The sequence below is a fragment of the Micromonospora sp. C97 genome (genome assembly GCF_018070385.1).
GTDB lineage: Bacteria > Actinomycetota > Actinomycetes > Mycobacteriales > Micromonosporaceae > Micromonospora > Micromonospora parva.
Window position 1 is genome coordinate 121,310 of record NZ_JAGPXU010000010.1, and the last position, 18,696, is coordinate 140,005.

Annotated in this window: 13 protein-coding genes; 9 read left to right on the top strand and 4 right to left on the bottom strand. The window is 71.8% G+C overall.

The features are described from left to right. Positions 1-561 precede the first annotated feature (561 nt). Complete coding sequence (locus KBX26_RS16195; protein ID WP_210865781.1) at positions 562-4,074, top strand: ABC transporter ATP-binding protein/permease; 3,513 nt, start codon at positions 562-564, stop codon at positions 4,072-4,074. Positions 4,075-4,088: 14 nt separating this feature from the next. Here the strand turns inward: KBX26_RS16195 and KBX26_RS16200 are convergent, their stop codons facing one another. From KBX26_RS16200 to KBX26_RS16215, 4 genes are all read right to left on the bottom strand, one after another. Beyond that, complete coding sequence (locus tag KBX26_RS16200; RefSeq protein ID WP_030337635.1) at positions 4,089-5,156, bottom strand: NADH:flavin oxidoreductase/NADH oxidase; 1,068 nt, start codon at positions 5,154-5,156, stop codon at positions 4,089-4,091. A gap of 69 nt (positions 5,157-5,225) precedes the next feature. Beyond that, the gene (locus KBX26_RS16205; RefSeq protein ID WP_030337634.1) at positions 5,226-6,518 is read right to left on the bottom strand and encodes a dicarboxylate/amino acid:cation symporter; all 1,293 of its coding nucleotides are present in this window, start codon (positions 6,516-6,518) and stop codon (positions 5,226-5,228) included. Between the two features lie 166 nt (positions 6,519-6,684). Continuing rightward, positions 6,685-7,368 carry a DUF998 domain-containing protein gene (locus KBX26_RS16210; RefSeq protein ID WP_210865782.1) on the bottom strand — a complete coding sequence of 228 codons (684 nt, stop codon included), beginning with the start codon at positions 7,366-7,368 and terminating at the stop codon, positions 6,685-6,687. Beyond that, the gene (locus tag KBX26_RS16215) at positions 7,361-8,326 is read right to left on the bottom strand and encodes a glutathione S-transferase family protein (protein WP_030337632.1); all 966 of its coding nucleotides are present in this window, start codon (positions 8,324-8,326) and stop codon (positions 7,361-7,363) included. The genes KBX26_RS16210 and KBX26_RS16215 overlap by 8 nt, the downstream gene beginning before the upstream one ends. A gap of 106 nt (positions 8,327-8,432) precedes the next feature. Here KBX26_RS16215 and pcaF point away from each other — a divergent pair, with 106 nt between their 5' ends. The 8 genes from pcaF (at position 8,433) to KBX26_RS16255 (ending at position 18,691) form a co-directional block, all read left to right on the top strand. Next, a complete protein-coding gene (gene pcaF, locus KBX26_RS16220; protein ID WP_210865783.1) occupies positions 8,433-9,638 on the top strand; it encodes a 3-oxoadipyl-CoA thiolase in 1,206 nt (401 codons plus the stop codon). 110 nt (positions 9,639-9,748) lie between these two features. Further along, on the top strand, positions 9,749-10,561 hold the full coding sequence (locus tag KBX26_RS16225) for an SAM-dependent methyltransferase (RefSeq protein ID WP_030337630.1): 813 nt from the start codon (positions 9,749-9,751) through the stop codon (positions 10,559-10,561). Positions 10,562-10,565: 4 nt separating this feature from the next. Beyond that, positions 10,566-12,758 (top strand): EAL domain-containing protein, encoded by a 2,193-nt coding sequence (locus KBX26_RS16230; protein WP_036412579.1) that lies wholly within the window; start codon positions 10,566-10,568, stop codon positions 12,756-12,758. 46 nt (positions 12,759-12,804) lie between these two features. Beyond that, positions 12,805-13,305 (top strand): DUF456 domain-containing protein, encoded by a 501-nt coding sequence (locus KBX26_RS16235; RefSeq protein ID WP_030337628.1) that lies wholly within the window; start codon positions 12,805-12,807, stop codon positions 13,303-13,305. A 292-nt stretch (positions 13,306-13,597) separates the two neighbouring features. Further along, positions 13,598-15,151: an amino acid permease gene (locus KBX26_RS16240; protein WP_030337627.1), complete on the top strand. Its 1,554-nt coding sequence runs from the start codon at positions 13,598-13,600 to the stop codon at positions 15,149-15,151. Positions 15,152-15,223: 72 nt separating this feature from the next. Continuing rightward, positions 15,224-15,637, top strand: coding sequence for a hypothetical protein (locus KBX26_RS16245; protein WP_030337626.1), 414 nt, complete (start codon positions 15,224-15,226; stop codon positions 15,635-15,637). A gap of 223 nt (positions 15,638-15,860) precedes the next feature. Beyond that, the gene (locus KBX26_RS16250) at positions 15,861-17,225 is read left to right on the top strand and encodes a glutamine synthetase family protein (protein ID WP_210865784.1); all 1,365 of its coding nucleotides are present in this window, start codon (positions 15,861-15,863) and stop codon (positions 17,223-17,225) included. A gap of 110 nt (positions 17,226-17,335) precedes the next feature. After that, complete coding sequence (locus tag KBX26_RS16255; protein WP_210865785.1) at positions 17,336-18,691, top strand: aldehyde dehydrogenase; 1,356 nt, start codon at positions 17,336-17,338, stop codon at positions 18,689-18,691. Positions 18,692-18,696: the final 5 nt, after the last annotated feature.

Below are 18,696 nucleotides of genomic sequence, written 5' to 3' on the forward strand. Positions count from 1 at the left end.
AGGTCCTGCTGCGATCGTCAGGGTGTGTAACGACCCCGGCCCGGCCACGATTCCCGCCTGCGGGTGCCCCCGGCCACCACCCACAAACACCCCACAACCCGACACACCACCCACACAACCACGGCCCCACGGCGCCGAAGCGGCCCGCACGCCCGTGATCCACTCGGGTTCCCGGAAACCGGGGTATCCGGGACGCCGGGACACCCCGACTTCATGAAACCCGAGTCGATCAAGAACCCCGAAGACGCCCCGTCGGGTGTTCGGCCGGGCGTACGGGTCGTCCGGGCCGTGCCGTGCGGTAGGGGCGGGCCCGGGACGGATGGTCGATGGCGGACGGGGCCGACGGTCGACGGCGGACAGGGCCGACGGTCGATGGCGGACGGGGCCGACGGTCGACGGCGGACGGGGCCGATGGGTGACGGCGGACGGGGCCTGGGCCGGTCCGCCGCTGCTCCTGGCTGAACCGGCGGAGGCCCTGCTCAGGACCGGAAAATCGGTTGAGTTGACGGGTTGGCGCCGGCAGGCTGAGGTCTCCGCCACCCACGTCCCGGAGGACTTTCCATGCGCCTGCTCCGTGATCTGTGGGGCACCTCGACCCGCCGTATGACGATAGTGGCCGTTCTGATCGTGGTGGGCGCCGCTGGGCAGGCGGGCGCGTCGGCACTGGCCGGCGCGGTGCTGGTGCATCGTTCTGCTGGCTTCTTCGCCGTGTTGGCCGGGGCTCTGGTCGCTGTGGTCCTCAGCGACCTCGCGGTGAGCCTGTTGATGGCCGGCCTGACCGCCGACTGGTCCGCCGACGTGCGTCGCCGGCTCTGTCGCGTCGCTCTCGGGCAGGACCTGCCCACCCTGGAGACCACCCCGGTGGGTGAGCTGCTGGACCGCATCGACGGGGATGTCTATCAGGTGGCGTCGGCGGTTCGTAACCAGGGCACCCGGCTGGCTCAGGGCCTCTGCGTCGGTCTGTTGTCGATGGTGGTCGCGCTTGTCGTCTGGTGGCCGGCGGGGATCGCGATGCTGCTGCTCACGGTGGTGCTCGCAATCGGACTGCGTCGGCCCACGGCACGGATCGGCCCGGCCCGGATGGCCGAGGAGGAGGCGTGGTCCGACCTGGCCGCCGTGATGGAGGAGGCGGTGCACGGCCAGGATGACGTACGCACCAGTTTGGCGCGGCCGTACGTGCTGCGGTTGTACGCCCGGCGGGCCGCTGCCGTGCTGTCGCGGGGCAGTGTGGTCTGGGTGTTGTCCGCCCGGGTGGCGACGGTGGCCACCGCGACGATCCGGGCTGGCATCGGCGCGGTGGTGCTCGGCGGTGCGTGGGCGTTGGCCACCGACCGGATCGACGCCGCCCGGCTCACCGCCATCTGGCTGCTCGCCCTGGCGTTCGGGGCCACCGCGGAACATGTCAGCCGGATGGTGCCGGAGATCCAGGAGGCTCTCGGCGCGTGGGCCCGGGTGCAGTTGCTCTACAAGGCCCGGCAGGAACCGGTCGGCGGGGCCAGCCCGAGCGAGGGCGACCTGCGCATTCGGGACCTGACATTCGGGTACGGGGAGAGTGACCGGGGGGCCGCGCTACGCGGGCTCAGCCTCACCTTCGCCCGTGGTCGGTCGTACGCGCTGATCGGACGGACCGGTTCGGGCAAGTCGACGTTGGCGAAGGTGCTCACCCGGGCGGTCGACGTGCCGCCGGGCACTGTCTTCCTCGGCGGCACCGACCTGTGTGACCTCGACGTCGAGCAGTTGCGCCGCTGGGTGGCGCTGGTGCCGCAGCGTACCGAGATCCTGGCCGGCACGCTCGCCGAGAACGTCGCGCTCTTCGACCCGGAGCTGCTCGACGCGGCGGCCCGGGCGCTCGACGAGTTGGGCCTGGCCGGTTGGATCGCCGAGTTGCCGGACGGGTTGGCGACCCGGCTGGGGGAGGGCGGGCATGTGCTCTCCGCCGGTCAGGAGCAGTTGGTGGCGTTCGCCCGGATCCTGGTGCGGGAGCCGCACGTGGTGATCCTCGACGAGGCCACCGCGCGCCTGGACCCGGTCACCGAGGCGCGGGTGCAGCGCGCCACCGAACGGCTGCTGCGCGACCGGATCGGCATCGTCATCGCGCACCGGCTCTCCTCGGTACGCCGCTGTGACGAGGTGGTCGTCCTGGCCGACGGCGCGGTGGTCGAGGCCGGTCCGCTGGAGACGTCGACCCGCTTCGCCGAACTGTTGGCGACCAGCCACGCCGCCGCGTACGCCACGGTGACGCCGTCGGGTCGCACCAGCGCCGGCACCGACCTGCTGGTCGGCCCCGACCCGGCCAACGCCTGGCCCAGCGAGCCGGTCGCGCCGGTGCCCGCCCTGGTCGGGCCGACCGAGCCGGTCGCGCCGACCCGGGCCGATCCGCCGCCACTGCCGCCCGTGCCGCCGGCCAGGACGCTGCGGGAGATCTTCCGGCTGTGCACCAACGATCCCCGGTACGGTGCGGCGGCGATCGTGCTGTTCCTCGGCCTCAGCCTGCTCGGGCTGGACGGCCCGGTGCTGCCCTGGCTCTGGGCGGACCTGGTCGACGGGACGGGCAGCCCGTACCTGCCGGCGGTGGGGATCGTCGCCGGGTTGTTGATCACCCTGCCGCTGCCGTTCTACACCCATGTCTGGTTCCCGCAATGGTGGGTGCGGCAGATGCTGCGCATCGGCCTTCGCCTGGTGCACGGCCAGACCGGGCCGCGTCGGGTCAGCTCACACACCCCGGCCGAGGTGGTGGCGCAGGGTGGGGACACCGAGCGGGTGGTCCAGCTCGCCGACAACGTGCTGGACCAGACCGTCGCGCTGGTGCTCGTGGTCGCCATGACGGCGGTCACCGGCAGTGTCGTACCCGGGCTGTTCTTCCTCGGCACGATGGTCGTCTCCGGGCTGGCCGCGACGTTGTTCGGGCCGAAACTGGAGCGCGCGGCCCGGGCGACGGTGGCGGCGCGGGCCGCGTTCGCCACCGCGCTGGTCTCCGCGCTCTCCGCGGCGCGGACGGTGAAGCTCGCCGGCGCGACCACTGCGGTGCTGCGTCACCTGGCGGGCCTGGACGTGCTGCGCAGCGACCGGCAGCGGCGGGAGATCGCGGTGCAGGTGTGGGCGCGTTCCACCCCGTCGATGGCCAGCGGGCTGCTGCCGATCGGCGCCTGGGCGTTGTACCTGAACGGTTCGCTCTCCGCCGGGGCGGTCCTGGTGGCCGTCTCCACGCTGGGTGCGGCCCGCTGGTTCGCCTGGACCACGGCGTCGTTGATCTCGCAGCTGCCCTCGGCGCGGGTCTGGACCCGGCGAACCGCGGCGATGACCGGGGTGAGCGCGTACTCGGCGGGGGTGCCGGAGGTCGACCTGACCGCCGGGACGGCGCCCGCGCCGACCATGCCGCCCCGCCACCCGCTGCGTCGGCTGGAGTTGCGCGGCTTCGGGGTGGTGCACTCCGACGGTACGGTGGCCGTCCGCGACGTGGACCTGACCGTGCAGCGGGGCCAGTTGGTGCTGGTCGTCGGGCCGGTGGGGTCGGGCAAGTCGTCGTTGCTGCGCGGGCTGGCCGGGATCGTGCACCACACCGGCGAGCTGGCCTGGAACGGTGACCCGGTCACCGAGCCGGAGCTGTTCCTGCGTCCCAACCAGGTCGGCTACGTCGCCCAGTTGCCCCGGGTGCTGTCCGGCACGGTGGCCGACAACATCGCCCTCGGGCACCAGGTGGACGCGGCCGGGGCGGTCAGCACCGCCCAGCTCGACCATGACCTGGCCGCCGCCGGTGGAGGGCTGGGCCTGCTCATCGGGCACAAGGGCACCCGGCTCTCCGGGGGGCAGTTGCAGCGGCTGGCGCTGGCCCGAGCGCTGGCCCCGCGTACCGAACTGCTGGTCGCCGACGACGTGTCGTCGGCGCTGGACGTCACTACCGAGCTGGCGCTGTGGGAGGCGTTGCGCGGCCATGGCGTGACGGTTGTCGGTTCGACGGCGAAGCGGGCCGCGTTGGTCCGGGCCGACCACGTGGTGGTGCTGCTCGGCGGCACGGTGGCGGCCCAGGGCACCTGGCAGGACCTGGAGGGCGACTGGTCGCACCTGGCCGGTTGACCGACGGTCGGGGTTCAGGCGGCGCGGGCGTACTGGGCGGGCCCGGAGTAGGCGACGCCGAGCTTCGCGGCGGCCCGGCGCGGCCAGTAGGGGTCGCGCAGCAACTCCCGGCCCAGCAGCACCAGGTCGGCCTCGCCGCCGGCGACGATCTGCTCGGCGTGCTCAGGCTCCACGATCAGGCCCACCGCGCCGGTCGGCACGCCGGCGTCGCGGCGGATCTGGGCGGCCAGCGGCACCTGGTAGCCGGGGCCGAGCGGGACGCGCTGGTCCACGCTCACCCCGCCGGAGGACGCGTCGACCAGGTCGACGCCGACGCCGGCCAGCTCACCGGCGAGCACCACGCTGTCGTCGATCGTCCAGCCACCCTCGACCCAGTCGGTGGCGGAGATCCGGGTCAGCACCGGCACGTCCTCGCCGACCGCGGCGCGCACCGCGCGGGCCACCTCCAGGGTCAGTCGCATCCGGGCGGCACGGTCGCCGCCGTAGCCGTCGGTGCGGTGGTTGGTCAACGGCGAGAGGAACTCGTTGAGCAGGTAGCCGTGCGCGGCGTGGATCTCCACGGCGGCGAAGCCGGCGTCCACTGCGCGCTCGGCTCCGGCCGCGAACGCCTCGACCACACCGGCGATGCCGGCCTCGTCCAGGCTGGTCGGCGTCCGGTAGCCGGCGGTGAACGGCTCCGAGCCGGGGGCGACGGGCGTCCAGCCGCCCTCGGCGTCCGGCACGCCGCCGCGCTCCGGCGCCCACGGACGGTAGGTGGAGGCCTTGAAGCCGGCGTGGGCGAGCTGTACGGCCGGCACCGCGCCGTGGGCGGCGACGAACGCGGTCACCGGCCGCCAGGCGTCGACGTGCGCACCTGACCAGAGGCCGGTGTCCTGCGGGCTGATCCGGCCCTCGGGAAGCACGGCGGTCGCCTCGGTCAGGACCAGGCCGGCGCCGCCGACAGCACGACTGCCGAGGTGGATCAGGTGCCAGTCGGTGGGCAGACCGTCGGGGCCGGCGGAGTACTGGCACATGGGTGCCATGGCGATCCGGTTGGGCAGTGTGACAGCGCGCAGGGCCAGGGGAGTGAACAGGGAACTCATGGGGTCATCCTCTCCGACACGACGACGGGCCCCCGGGGAGAGGGGCCCGTCGTCGTCTGGGTGAACCGATCAGGCAGGAACGGGGCTGAGCTCGGGTCGGGTGTCGGCTGCCGGCTCCGGCTCGGTCAGGTCACGCCGGCCGGCGGACTCGTACGCGGTGCGGTCGAGGGTGCCCTCGCGGGCGGCGACCACCGTCGGCACCAGTGCCTGCCCCGCGACGTTGGTGGCGGTGCGGATCATGTCCAGGATCGGGTCGATGGCCAGCAGCAGGCCGGCGCCGGCCAGCGGCAGGCCCAGCGTGCTGAGGGTGAGGGTGAGCATCACGATCGCGCCGGTCAGACCGGCGGTGGCCGCCGAGCCGACCACCGAGACGAAGGCGATCAGCAGGTAGTCGCCGATGCCGAGCTGCACGCCGAACACCTGGGCCACGAAGATCGCGGCGAGGGCCGGGTAGATGGCGGCGCAGCCGTCCATCTTCGTGGTGGCGCCGAAGGGCACCGCGAACGAGGCGTACTCGCGGGGCACACCGAGCCGCTCGACGGAGCGCTGGGTGACCGGCATGGTGCCGACCGAGGAGCGGGACACGAAGGCCAGCTCGATCGCCGGCCAGGCACCGGCGAAGAAGCGCAGCGGGTTGAGCCGGCCGGCAAGGATCAGGACCAGCGGGTAGACCACGAACAGCACGATGGCGCAGCCGACGTAGACGGCGGTGGTGAACTTCGCGAGGGGCGCCAGCAGGTCCCAGCCGTACGAGGCGACGGCGTTGCCGATCAGGCCGAGGGTGCCGATCGGGGCGAGCCGGATGACCCACCAGAGCGCCTTCTGGACGATCTCCAGCAGGGAGCGGTTCAGCGCCACGAACGGTTCGGCGGCCTCGCCGACCAGCAGGGCCGCGGCACCGATGACGACGGCCAGGAAGACGATCTGCAGGACGTTGCCCTCGACGAACGCGCCGACCGGGTTGGTGGGCACGATGCCGGTGAGGAAGTCGGTCCACGAACCGGTCTTCTTCGGCGCCGTGGCGCCACCCAGGTCGAGGGTCACCCCCTTGCCGGGGTTGGTGAGCAGGCCGAGGCCGATGCCGATGCTCACCGCGATCAGCGCGGTGATGCCGAACCACATCAGGGTCTTGAGAGCGAGCCGGGCGGCGTTGGCGACGCCACGCAGGCTGACCACGCTGACCACGATGGCGGTGAAGACCAGCGGCGGCACGGCCAGCTTGAGCAGCTGGATGAAGAGGCTGCCGACGGTGTGCAGGGTGCTGGTCAGCCAGCTCAGGTCGTTGGTGCGGGCCAGGAAGCCCAGCGCCACGCCGAGCACGAGGCCGAGCAGGATCTGCACGGAGAAGGGAATTTTGCGCAGGCTGAAGGGCATGAAGATCTATCCAATTGTCCGGTCCGATCGGGGCAGGCGTAGAAACGGCTAGCCCGGACAGATGCCACTGGCCTGCAGTCGGAGATCGACATACAGGCGGACAGTGAGGCCCCAGACATTGGTCATCGCTCGCCGACGTTACGCCGATTCCCGCTTATTGGAAGGACCGATCGGGGTGAGGCTCCTTACAGAGGGCCAGTGCGGTGGCGGTGCACAGGCCCCACAGCACCGCGAGGGCGAGGATCAGTCGTTCCAGCACCCCCACCAGTGTGCCCCGGCCGATGACGAGCATCGCCAACCCCACAGTGGCGCAGAGCGGCAGGGCCAGCACGGCGGCCCCGCCCGCCAGTCGGCGCACCATGCTGCCGACCGACCCGGAGACGGCAAGCGTGATCATGGCGAAGACCACCGCCGCGGTCGCCGCGATGCTCGCGCCGCCGTGCACCAGGTCCGCCGTCGTCGCCCGCTCGAACGGTGGCAACGGGCAACCGTCGGAGCAGGTCACCGCCCCGGACACGGCGGTGAACACGGCCCCGGTGGCGAGCAGCGCCGGAGCCGCCGCCCACACCCCCGGGGGCAGCGCCGCGCCGATCAGCAGCAACGCGGCGGCGAGGGCCAGGATCCCGATCCGGTACGTAGCGGCGTGGGCGCTGCCGGCGATGCCCGCCTCGCTGACGTACCCCGTGAGCCCTGGACCGGGACCGGCGACCACGGCGAGCGTCACCGCCACCGCGCCGGCCAGGGTGCAGCCGGCCGCGGCGGACCCGGCGGCCCGGCGGGCGATGTCCCCGCCCGTCGTGGGCGCGCTCGGGGCGGCGGACCGAACCGGCTCAGCCACGCCCGTGCGGCGTGCGCCAGCCCGACTCGTCCGGCCCGAGTGGCACGATGCCGCTGGGATTGATCTCCCGGTGCGTGCCGTAGTAGTGCCGCTTGATGTGGTCGAAGTCCACCGTCTCGCCGAAGCCCGGCGTCTGGAACAGGTCCCGGGCGTACGCCCAGAGCACCGGCATCTCGGTCAGCTTGTCGCGGTTGCACTTGAAGTGCCCGTGGTACGCCGCGTCGAAGCGGACCAGCGTGGTGAACAGCCGCACGTCCGCCTCGGTGATCGCGTCGCCCATCAGGTAACGCTGCCCGGCCAGCCGCTCGGAGAGCGCATCCAGCCGGGCGAAGAGTGCCCGGAACGCCTCGTCGTACGCCTCCTGCGAGGTGGCGAACCCGCACCGGTAGACGCCGTTGTTGACGTCGGCGTGGATCTCGGCCATCAGCGCGTCCATCTCGGGGCGCAGGTCGACCGGGTACAGATCCGGTGCGTCGGGCCGGTGCAGCCGCCGCCACTCGGTGGAGAAGTCGAGGGTGAGCTGCGGGTAGTCGTTGGTGACCACCCGGCCGGTCAGGGTGTCCACCAGCGCCGGCACCGTCACCCGGCCGGTGTAGTCGGGGTCGGTGGCCAGGTACGCCTCGGAGAGGAAGCTCACCCCGAGGACCGGGTCGAAGCCGTCCGGGTCGAGGGCGAACGCCCAGCCCCGCTCGTCCCGGATCGGGTCGACGGTGCCCAGCGAGATCGCGTCGTCCAACCCGAGCAGGCCGCGCACGATCCTCGCCCGGTGTGCCCAGGGGCAGGCGCGGCACCAGATCAGCCGGTAACGGCCGGCCTCCAGTGGCCAACGGTCCTCCTCGTCCGGGCCGCCGCCGGGTGGGGCTGTCGAGTCGGCGGTGACCCGACCGGTGAACCGGTTCGGCTGGCGGACGAACGCGCCACCGCCGCTGGTCTCTGCGCTGAACTGGGCCCGGGCCATGCCGTCAACCTATCCGCTGCCGGCGCGGATATCCTGGCGGCCGGCAGCCCCCGCGACCCGGTGGGCGTGCCCCACCCCCGCCGTCTGCACCCCCTAAGGACTCGCGATGACCGTGGCATACCTGGTGGCCGGTGTCCGTACCCCGATCGGCCGGTACGCGGGCGCGCTGGCCGGCGTCCGCCCCGACGACCTGGCCGCGCACGTGATCCGTGAACTGGTCGCCCGCCACCCCTCGGTGGACTGGGCGCGGGTCGACGACGTCGTGCTCGGCTGCGCCAACCAGGCCGGCGAGGACAACCGCAACGTGGCCCGGATGGCGGCGCTGCTGGCCGGCCTGCCCGAGGAGGTGCCGGGCGGCACCGTCAACCGGCTCTGCGGCTCGGGGCTGGACGCGCTCGCCACCGCCGCCCGATCCATCGTCGCCGGGGACGCGGAGTTGGTGATCGCCGGCGGGGTGGAGAGCATGAGCCGGGCGCCGTTCGTCATGCCGAAGGCGACGTCGGCGTACTCCCGCTCGGCGGAGGTGTACGACACCACGCTGGGCTGGCGGTTGGTGAACCCGTTGATGCGTGACGGCTGGGGGGTCGACTCGATGCCGGAGACGGCGGAGAACGTGGCCGCCGAGTACGGCGTCAGCCGGGCCGAGCAGGACGCCTTCGCGTACCGCTCGCAGCAGCGCGCGGCCAAGGCACAGGCCGACGGCCGCTTCGCCGAGGAGATCGTGGCGGTGTCCGTGCCGGCCGGTCGTCGGGAGACCCGGCTTGTCGAGGTCGACGAGCACCCCCGGGAGACCACGCTCGCGAAGCTGGCCGCGCTGCCCACCCCGTTCCGCGACGGTGGCACGGTCACCGCCGGCAACTCCTCGGGCGTCAACGACGGCGCGGTCGCGCTGCTGGTGGCCAGCGAGGCGGCGGTTTCCCGGTACGGCCTGACCCCGCTGGCCCGGATCGTCGGTGCCGCGGTGGCCGGTGTGCCGCCGCGGATCATGGGGATCGGCCCGGTGCCGGCCACCCGCAAGCTGCTCGACCGCGTCGGCGTCGGATTGGACGCCGTGGACGTGGTGGAGCTGAACGAGGCGTTCGCCGCGCAGTCCGTGGCGGTGCTGCGTGAACTGGGGCTGCCGGTGGACGCCGACCACGTCAACCCGAACGGTGGGGCCATCGCGCTGGGGCACCCGCTCGGTGCCAGCGGGGCACGGCTGGCGCTGACCGCCGCCCTGGAGCTGCGCCGTCGCGGCGGCCGACGGGCGCTGGCCACCATGTGCATCGGCGTTGGTCAAGGCATCTCGCTGTTGCTGGAGTCAGCCGCCTAGAGTGGTCCACACCACACGACCCGCGGGTCGGCCGGCGCTCGCGCGTGCCCGTGGCACGCCCGTCCGCCGGTGCCGTCCCGCGCCGCGGCGATGAACTGGGGAGCACACTGATGCCGGACGGACTGCCGACCGAGATCGATCTGACCAGGCCGAGCGCGGCCCGGGTGTATGACTACTTTCTGGGTGGGGCGCACAACTTCGAGATCGACCGGCAGCTGGCCGAACAGATTGCCAGCATGACCCCGAATCTCGCCGCCACCATGCGGTCCGGTCGGGAGTTCCTCCGCCGGGCCGTCCGGGTGCTGCTCGACGCCGGCATCGACCAGTTTCTCGACATCGGCTCCGGGATCCCCACCGTGGGCAACGTGCACGAGGTGGCGCAGGGAGTGAACCCCAAGGCCCGCGTGGTGTACGTCGACATCGACCCGGTGGCCGTCGCGCACAGCCGGGAGCTGCTCGCCGGCAACGAGCTGACCGGGGTGATCCACGCCGACCTGCGGGAGCCGGAGCGGATCCTCGCCGAGACCCGACAGCTCGGGCTGATCGACTTCAGTCGACCGGTGGGCATCCTGCTGGCCGGGGTGGTGCACTTCATCCCGGACGCCGACCGTCCCGAGGCGATCCTGGCCACCCTGCGGGAGGCCGCCGCGCCGGGCAGCTTCCTGGTCATCTCGCACTCCACATTCGAGGACCAGCCGCAGGAGATGCTGGACGCCCAGCGGCTCTCCGCCCGTACCGCCACCGAGATCACCCTGCGCTCCCGCGCACAGGTCACCGGTTTCTTCGGCGACTGGACCGTCCTGGAACCGGGTGTCGTGCACATGCCGCTCTGGCGTCCCGACTCACCGTCCGACGTGGACGAGCACCCGGAGCGGTTCGGCGCCTTCGGAGGCGTCGCCCGGTACGACCAGCCCGCCGGCTGACCCCGTGGCCGCCGTCCCGGACCCCGCCGGGGTCGACGCCGGCCGGGACCCCGCCGGGGTCGTTGCCGGCTGGGCCGATGCCGTGGGGTACGCCGCCGACTGGGCCCGCGCGGTGCGCCGTCTCGGTTTCGTGCCACTGAGCCTGGCCGAGACCGAGCGGCTGCTGCTGGCGCACACGGTCCGGCTGGCCCAGGCGATACGGGCGGAGCCGTTCAGCGTCGGCCCCGCCGAGGAGGTCGGGCGGGCCCTGGTGGAGGCGCACCTCACCGAGCCGCAGGCGCTGGAGTGGACGCTGCACGCGCTCGGCGCGACCTTCGGGCGGCGGGTTCTCAGCGACGGTGACCGGCCGGCCGACCTCGCCGACCGGATCGCCGCGATGCAGGGCGGCCTGGCCGCCGGGTTCGCCCGCGCGCTGCGCGACCGCACCTTCAGCCAGCAGGAGCGCATCGCCCGGTCGGCGTGGCAGGCGCGTGACGAGGTGGAGCAGGCGCTGCGCGCCAGTGAGGCGCGGTTCCGGGCGGTGTTCACCGGAGCCGCGATCGGGATCGGCATCGCCGGCGTGGACGGCCGGATCATCGACGTCAACCAGGCGTTCGCCGACATGCTCGGCTACTCGATCGAGGAGTTGCGCGAGATCAACGTGGCGGGGCTGTTCCACGCCGACGACGCCGCCGGGATGTGGGAGCTCTACCAGGAACTGATCGAGGGCAAGCACGACGCGGTCCGGGTGGAGAAGCGCTACTACCGCAAGGACGGCAGCGTGGTCTGGACGGATCTGGCCGTCTCACTGATCCGACACGAGGGACGGCCACGATTCACCGTCGCGATGATGGAGGACATCACCGAGCGGTACCAACTCCAGCAGCGCCTGCGTTTCCAGGCGCTGCACGACCCGCTGACCGGGCTGCCCAACCGGACGTTGTTCTTCGAGACGTTGGGACGGGTGCTGGACACCGCGGGTGTCGGGCAGCGGGTCGGGGTGTGCTTCCTCGACCTGGACGGCTTCAAGGCGATCAACGACAGCCTCGGTCACGACCTCGGTGACCGGCTGCTGGTGATGATCGGTCGCAGGCTGGCCGCGTGCGTGGCCGACCACGGTCACCTGGTTGCCCGGATGGGGGGCGACGAGTTCGTGATCCTCGTCGCGGGCGGCGACGACGCCGACGACCCGGTCGCCGTCGCCGAGGCCGCGCTGGCCGCCGTCGCGGCCCCGGTCCACGTCGGTGAGCACCAGTTGGCCGTCTCGGCCAGTGTGGGCATCGTGCAGTGCCCCGCCTCGGAAACCACCGCGTCGGAGCTGATGAAGGCCGCGGACACCACGCTCTACTGGGCCAAGGCGGCGGGCCGGGGCCGGTGGGCGGTCTACGACCCCGAGCGCGGCGCCCGGGACATCGCCCGGTCGGCGCTGGTCGCCGGGTTGCCCGCCGCACTCGACCGGGGCGAGTTCGTGTTGCACTACCAGCCGATCGTGTCGCTGCTGGAGGGCAGCATGCTCGCGGTGGAGGCGCTGGTCCGTTGGGAGCACCCGGAGCTGGGCCTGATCGGGCCGGACCGGTTCATCGGGCTGGCCGAGGAGACCGGCCTGATCGTCCGGCTCGGCGAGTGGGTGCTGCGGCGGGCCTGCGCGGACGCCGAGCGGTGGTGGCGGGAGTTCCCGGACGCCCGGCTGGTGGTCAGCGTCAACCTCGCCGCGCGGCAGGCCGACGAACCCGCCATCGTGGACACTGTGGCCGACGCGTTGCGGACCAGTGGGCTGCCCGCCGAGCTGCTCCAGCTGGAGTTGACCGAGAGCGCCGTGATGGGCAGCGCCGGAGAGCCGCTGCGCAGCCTGCACCGGCTCGCCGCGCTCGGTGTCCGGCTGGCAGTGGACGACTTCGGCACCGGTTACTCCAACCTGGCGTACCTGCGCCGGTTGCCGATCCACTGCCTGAAGCTCGCCGGCCCGTTCGTCGAGGGCATCCGCGCGGACGGGACCGACGAGGCCGCCGACCACCGCGACGAACGGATCGTCGACGCGTTGGTCCGGTTGGCGCACGCCCTGGAGCTGTGGGTCACGGCCGAGGCGGTGGAGACCGGCGTGCAGGCGGAACGGCTGCGGGCGCTGCGCTGCGACACCGGGCAGGGCCGCTTCTTCGGTGCCCCGGCCCCGGCTGACGCGATCACCGCCCGGCTGCGTGGCGAGGGAGCACTGCCGTGAGCGGGGGACCGTTGCGGTCTGGTCGGCGGCGACGGAGGGTGGCGGCGTGGACCTGACGGACTCGCAGACGGTGGTGACCGTGGTGGCCGGGCTGGCCATCCTGGCCGGGTTGGCCGGCGTGGTGGTGCCCGGTCTGCCGGCGCTGCCGCTGTGCTGGGGTGGCGTGCTGGTCTGGGCCGTGTTCGGCGGTGCCGGGCTGGGTGGCTGGGCGGTGTTCGCCGCCGCCACACTGGTCGCCGCGACCGGCGCCGTGATCAAGTACGCGTGGCCTGGCCGGAACTTGAAGCGCACCGGTGTGCCGACGTCCACGCTGCTCGCCGGCGGGGTGCTCGGCATCATCGGGTTCTTCGTGGTGCCGTTCGTCGGGTTGGTGCTCGGCTTCGTGGCGGGGGTGTGGGCGGCGGAGCGGCTGCGGCTGGGCAGCAACCAGCTCGCCTGGCCGTCCACCGTGCAGGCCCTCAAGGCCGCCGGCCTGTCGATCCTTGTGGAGTTCCTGGCCGGCCTGCTCATAGCCGCCCTCTGGGTGGCCGGCCTCCTCCTGACCTGACCTGCCCCCCAACCCGGGGGTTGGGGGCGCGGGGCACTTTTGGGTACGGGCGACGTGCCCGTGCGTGAGAGAGAGGCGTGCCCCGCGCCACCGGTGTCGGGCGGTCCGAGCGCCCGGGGTGGGGCCCTGATCGGGCCTGGTCACTGGTCCAGGATGCGGGCCGGGGTGGCTGGACGGCAACGCAATTAGCCCACCGGGAGTGAGATTCCCACCGACTACGTATTGACCGCCTTGATCGGCCGGGTCGACACTTTGCCCACTCGCACGCGGAACCACCTCAGGGAGGTGTGCAGTGGCCACGACGCCCGTGCCGACCGCCGAGCAACCGATGGACGACGACGCCCGACGGCTCGCTGAACTCGGCTACAAACAGGAACTACGCCGCAAGTGGAGTGGCTTCTCCAACTTCGCCATCTCCTTCTCGATCATCTCGATCCTGGCCGGTTGCTTCACCACCTTCGGTCAGGCGTGGAACAACGGCGGGCCGGTCGCCATCTCCTGGGGCTGGCCGCTGATCTCGCTGTTCATCCTGATCATCGGCTTCTGCATGGCGGAACTGGTGTCGGCGTACCCGACAGCGGGCGGGATCTACTGGTGGGCGGCCACGATGGGTCGTCCCGTACACGGCTGGTTCACCGGCTGGCTGAACCTGATCGGTCTGGTGGCGGTCACCGCCTCGGTCGACTACGGCTGCGCGACGTTTCTCAACCTCACCCTGTCGGCGCTCTTCGACGGCTGGGCCGGGACGCTGCGGCAGGCGTTCATGCTCTTCGTGATCATCCTGGTGCTGCACGGGCTGATCAACATCTTCGGGCACCGGATCATCGACGTACTCCAGAACGTCTCGGTCTGGTGGCACGTGGCCGGCGCGGCCGTCGTGGTGGCCATCCTGGTCTTCGTTCCCGACAACCACCAGAGCTTCCAGTTCGTGTTCACCGAGCGGTTCAACAACTCCGGCTTCGGTGACGGCGACATCGGCGGGCTGACGTTCTGGTTCTACGTGCTGCCGCTGGGTTTCCTGCTCACCCAGTACACGATCACCGGCTTCGACGCCTGCGCGCACGTCTCCGAGGAGACCCGGGGCGCCTCGCAGGCCGCAGCCCGTGGCCTCTGGCAGTCGATCTTCTACTCGGCGGTCGGTGGCTGGATCCTGCTGCTGGCGTTCCTCTTCGCGGCCACCGACGTCGAGGCGGTCAACGCCGCGGGCGGCTTCTCCGGCGCCATCTTCGAGTCCGCGTTGACCCCGGTCTTCTTCAAGATCGTCATCATCATCTCCACCATCGGCCAGTTCTTCTGCGGCATGAGCTGCGTGACCTCGATGAGCCGCATGGCATACGCGTTCAGTCGGGACCGGGCGGTGCCCGGATGGCGGCTCTGGTCGACCGTCGACCGCAACGGCACCCCGGTCAACGCCATCATCGGCGCCACGCTGGCCGGTCTGGTGCTGACCCTGCCGGCGCTCTACGAGAGCTCCGCCGGCATCCCGATCGCCTTCTACGCGGTGGTCTCCGTCGCGGTGCTCGGGCTCTACCTGTCGTTCCTCATCCCGATCGCGCTGCGGCTGCGGATGGGCGACCGGTTCGTCCCCGGGCCGTGGACGCTGGGCCGCAGGTACAAGCTGCTCGGCTGGATCGCGGTGATCGAGATCGCGATCATCGCCGTGTACTTCGTGCTGCCGATCGTGCCCGCCGGGGTGCCCGGCAACGACGGGTTCACCTGGTCGGCGGTGAACTACGCGCCGTTGGCCGTGGGCGGGGTGCTGCTGGTCGTCGCCGTCTGGTGGTACGCCTCGGCCCGCAAGTGGTTCACCGGCCCGGTCCGCACTGTCGACGAACGTCGTGAGTGATCGGTGACCGTCGAGGAGCGGCTCTGAACTCGTCCAACTTCCGGCGGGCGAGAGTTCAAGGGATGTGAGCGCATGATCCGCAACGAAATCACCGCTGAGCTTGAGGCGCCGGACCGGCTGTTCCAGATCACGCACGTCAGTCGGACGCACACCCAGCTGTGGCTCCAGGCAGATGCCAGCTCCACCCACGAGTACCGGCTTGAGGTGCTGTTCCAGGACGTGACGTACCTGTGCACGCCGTTCGTGCTGCGCGGCCTGTCGCTGCGCAGGGCGCATCCCGAGCAGACGCGCCGTCTGACGGGGCTGCACGAACTGGCGGTCGAACCCGGGTGGGGCGTCTATCTGCTGTCCCGCAGCCACGACTGGTTCGTGGTTTCGTCGAGCCCTCTGTGGGCCGAGGCGAAACTGAGCTACTCGGCCGAGCCGGTGTTCTGGTCGTACACCGGCAAGGAGGACATCGTGGTGTCGATGGGGACTGTGAAGTGACGTGAGGGTGGGGCCGGCGTTCGGAGTTCGGACACCGGCCTCGCCGTGTCACCTCGGCGGCGACCGACGGCTCCCGGTCTGCCCGGATGTGCATCGCACCAAGCCCGGGCGCGGCGACGAACGATCGGACGACGCGGACGAACTCGCGGTTTCGTTCCCAGGCGGCACGGGGCATTGACGGTGATCCGGTTTGCCAGTAGACCTTGGTGATGGAGGCCCGCGAATGAGGAAAGCACCGCTCACGCTGGAACAACTGCGGGTCGCCGTCGCCGAGGGTGAGATCGACACCGTGGTGCTGGCCCTCGTCGACATGCAGGGTCGCCTCCAGGGGAAACGGTTTCACGCGCCGTTCTTCCTCGATCAGGTCGCCGAGCACGGCAGCGAGGGGTGCAACTACCTGCTCGCCGTCGACGTGGACATGAACACCGTCGACGGGTACGCGATGTCGAGCTGGGACCGCGGCTACGGCGACTTTGCGATGGTGCCCGACTTCGCGACCCTGCGCCGGGTGCCCTGGCAGCCCGGCTCCGCCCTGCTGCTGGCCGACCTGACCTGGCTGGACGGCTCGGGTGACGTGGTTGCCTCGCCCCGGCAGATCCTGCGCCGGCAACTGGACCGGCTGGCCGAGCACGGGCTGACCGCGTACGCCGGCACCGAGCTGGAGTTCGTGCTGTTCCGCGACTCGTACGAGGACGCCTGGCGGCGCGGCTACCGGGACCTGACCCCGGCGAACCAGTACAACGTGGACTACTCCCTGCTCGGCACCGCCCGGGTGGAGCCGCTGCTGCGCCGCATCCGCACCGAGATGGCCGGCGCCGGGCTCACCCCGGAGAGCGCCAAGGGCGAGTGCAACCTCGGCCAGCACGAGATCGCCTTCCGGTACGACGAGGCGGTGGCCTGCGCCGACCACCACGTCATCTACAAGAACGGGGCCAAGGAGATCGCCGCCCAGGAGGGCATGGCGATCACCTTCATGGCCAAGCCGAACGAGCGGGAGGGCAACTCCTGCCACATCCACTTCTCGCTGCGGGACTCGTCGGGTTCGTCGGCGATGCTCGGCGACGGGCCGGCGCACCTGAGCGAGACCGGGCAGCGGGTGCTCGCCGGGCTGTTGGCCACCATGCGGGAGTTCAGCCTGCTCTTCGCCCCGAACATCAACTCCTACAAGCGGTACCAGCCGGGCTCGTTCGCCCCGACGGCGCTGCGCTGGGGCGTCGACAACCGCACCTGCGCGTTGCGGGTGGTCGGGCACGGGCAGGGCATGCGGGTGGAGAACCGGGTGCCCGGCGCCGACGTCAACCCGTACCTGGCGATCGCCGGGCTGGTCGCCGGCGCGTTGCACGGCATCGACGGTGAGTTGGAGTTGGGGCAGGAGTGCGCCGGCAACGCGTACGACGACCCGGAGGCGGAGCGTGTCCCCACCACGTTGCGCGACGCCCTGGCCCTGTGGGAGGGCTCGACGGTGGCCCGCGAGGCGTTCGGCGACGAGGTCGTGGCCCACTACGCCAACCAGGCGAGGGTCGAGCTGGCGGCCTTCGACGCCGCGGTGACGGACTGGGAGCTGACCCGTGGCTTCGAACGCCTCTGACCCCCCGAAACCCGCCGCGATCTTGCACTTTGTGTCGCCGGTCTGCGTACAGATAAGGCTTTTGCCCGGGCAGAAACTGCAAGATCGCGTAGGGGAGGGGTGGGTGGGGCGTGACAGTTGTTGTTGACCCGGCCTCGGGGCAGGGGTTTCGGGAGGTTCCTGGGGCCTTGGTGGGGGACGTCGACGCCGCGATCTCGCGGGCGGCGGCCGCGTTCGAGGCGTGGCGGGGCGTCGGGCCGGGGGACCGGGCGCGGTTGCTGCGGCGGTTCGCCGCCGTTGTGGACGCGCACGTGGACGAGCTGGCCGGGCTGGAGGTGCGCAACTCCGGGCACACCATCGGCAACGCCCGCTGGGAGGCCGGCAACGTCCGTGACGTGCTCGACTACTACGCCGGAGCCCCGGAGCGGCTGACCGGCCGGCAGATCCCCGTGCCCGGTGGGCTGGACGTCACCTTCCACGAGCCACTCGGTGTGGTCGGCGTGATCGTGCCCTGGAACTTCCCCATGCCGATCGCCGCCTGGGGGTTCGCCCCGGCGCTCGCCGCCGGCAACACAGTGGTGCTCAAACCCGCCGAGTTGACCCCGCTCACCGCGCTGCGCCTGGCCGAGCTGGCCCGTGAGGCGGGCCTGCCCGACGACGTCTTCACAGTGATCCCGGGAGCCGGTGACGTGGTGGGGGAACGGTTCGTCAGCCACCCGGCGGTCCGCAAGATCTGCTTCACCGGCTCCACCGAGGTCGGCACCCGGATCATGGCCGGCTGCGCCGCCCAGGTGAAGCGACTCACCCTGGAGTTGGGCGGCAAGAGCGCGAACATCGTGTTCGCCGACGCCGACCTGGAACGCGCCGCCGCCACCGCGCCGGGCGCGGTCTTCGACAACGCCGGCCAGGACTGCTGCGCACGGTCGCGGATCCTGGTCCAACGTCCGGTGTACGACCGGTTCCTGGAACTGCTCGAACCAGCGGTACGCGCGGTACGCGTCGAGGACCCGTCCCGCGACACCGCCGAGATGGGCCCGCTGATCTCCGCCGCCCAGCGGGACCGGGTCGCCGGTTACCTCACCGGTGCGACAGTCGCCTTCACCGGCTCCTGCCCCGACGGCGGCGGTTTCTGGCACGCGCCCACGGTGCTGCTGGCCGACTCGCCAGCCGACCGGCACTGGCGGGAGGAGATCTTCGGCCCGGTGGTCTCGGTGCTGCCGTTCGACGACGAGGCGGACGCGATCCGGCTCGCCAACGACACCGAGTACGGCCTCTCCGGCTCGATCTGGACCCGGGACGTCGGTCGGGCCCTGCGCCTGGCCCGTGCCGTCGACTCGGGCAACCTCAGCGTCAATTCGCACTCCTCGGTGCGCTACTGGACCCCGTTCGGCGGGATGAAGCGGTCCGGGCTCGGCCGTGAGCTGGGCCCGGACGCGCTGCACTCCTTCACCGACGTCAAGAACGTCTTCATCGCGACAGAGGAGTGAGGCCA